This is a genomic window from Curtobacterium sp. B18, from assembly GCF_000333375.1.
GTDB lineage: Bacteria > Actinomycetota > Actinomycetes > Actinomycetales > Microbacteriaceae > Curtobacterium.
The window spans coordinates 1-245 of the sequence record NZ_BACZ01000298.1 but is presented as its reverse complement, the minus strand read 5'-3'; the positions used below and the strand labels follow the sequence as shown (position 1 = coordinate 245).

1 protein-coding gene is annotated in these 245 nt (G+C 73.5%); it reads right to left on the bottom strand.

The window, feature by feature from the left end:
• Nucleotides 1-22: 22 nt before the first annotated feature.
• Nucleotides 23-245: hypothetical protein (locus I5E_RS25330; protein ID WP_042723693.1), on the bottom strand; the 223-nt coding region annotated here is incomplete at its 5' end.

Genomic DNA, 245 nt, shown 5'->3' with positions numbered 1-245 from the left:
CTCCCGTCCGTCGTCCGTGCGGTCAGAGGCGGTGGGACCGCCGGCGGCCGAGGACCGCGTCGAGCACGCGGGCGAACCGCGGACGCGGACGGACGGGCTTCGTCTCGATCGAGCGGGTCGGGGCGCGGAGCGCGAGGTCGTGCAGCATGTTCCGCTTCGAGCCGTCCCAGTTCGCGAACAGGTACGCGCCACCGAGGAACGACAGGCTCCGCACCGGCGTGCGCTTCCACGAGTCGGCTGCGACG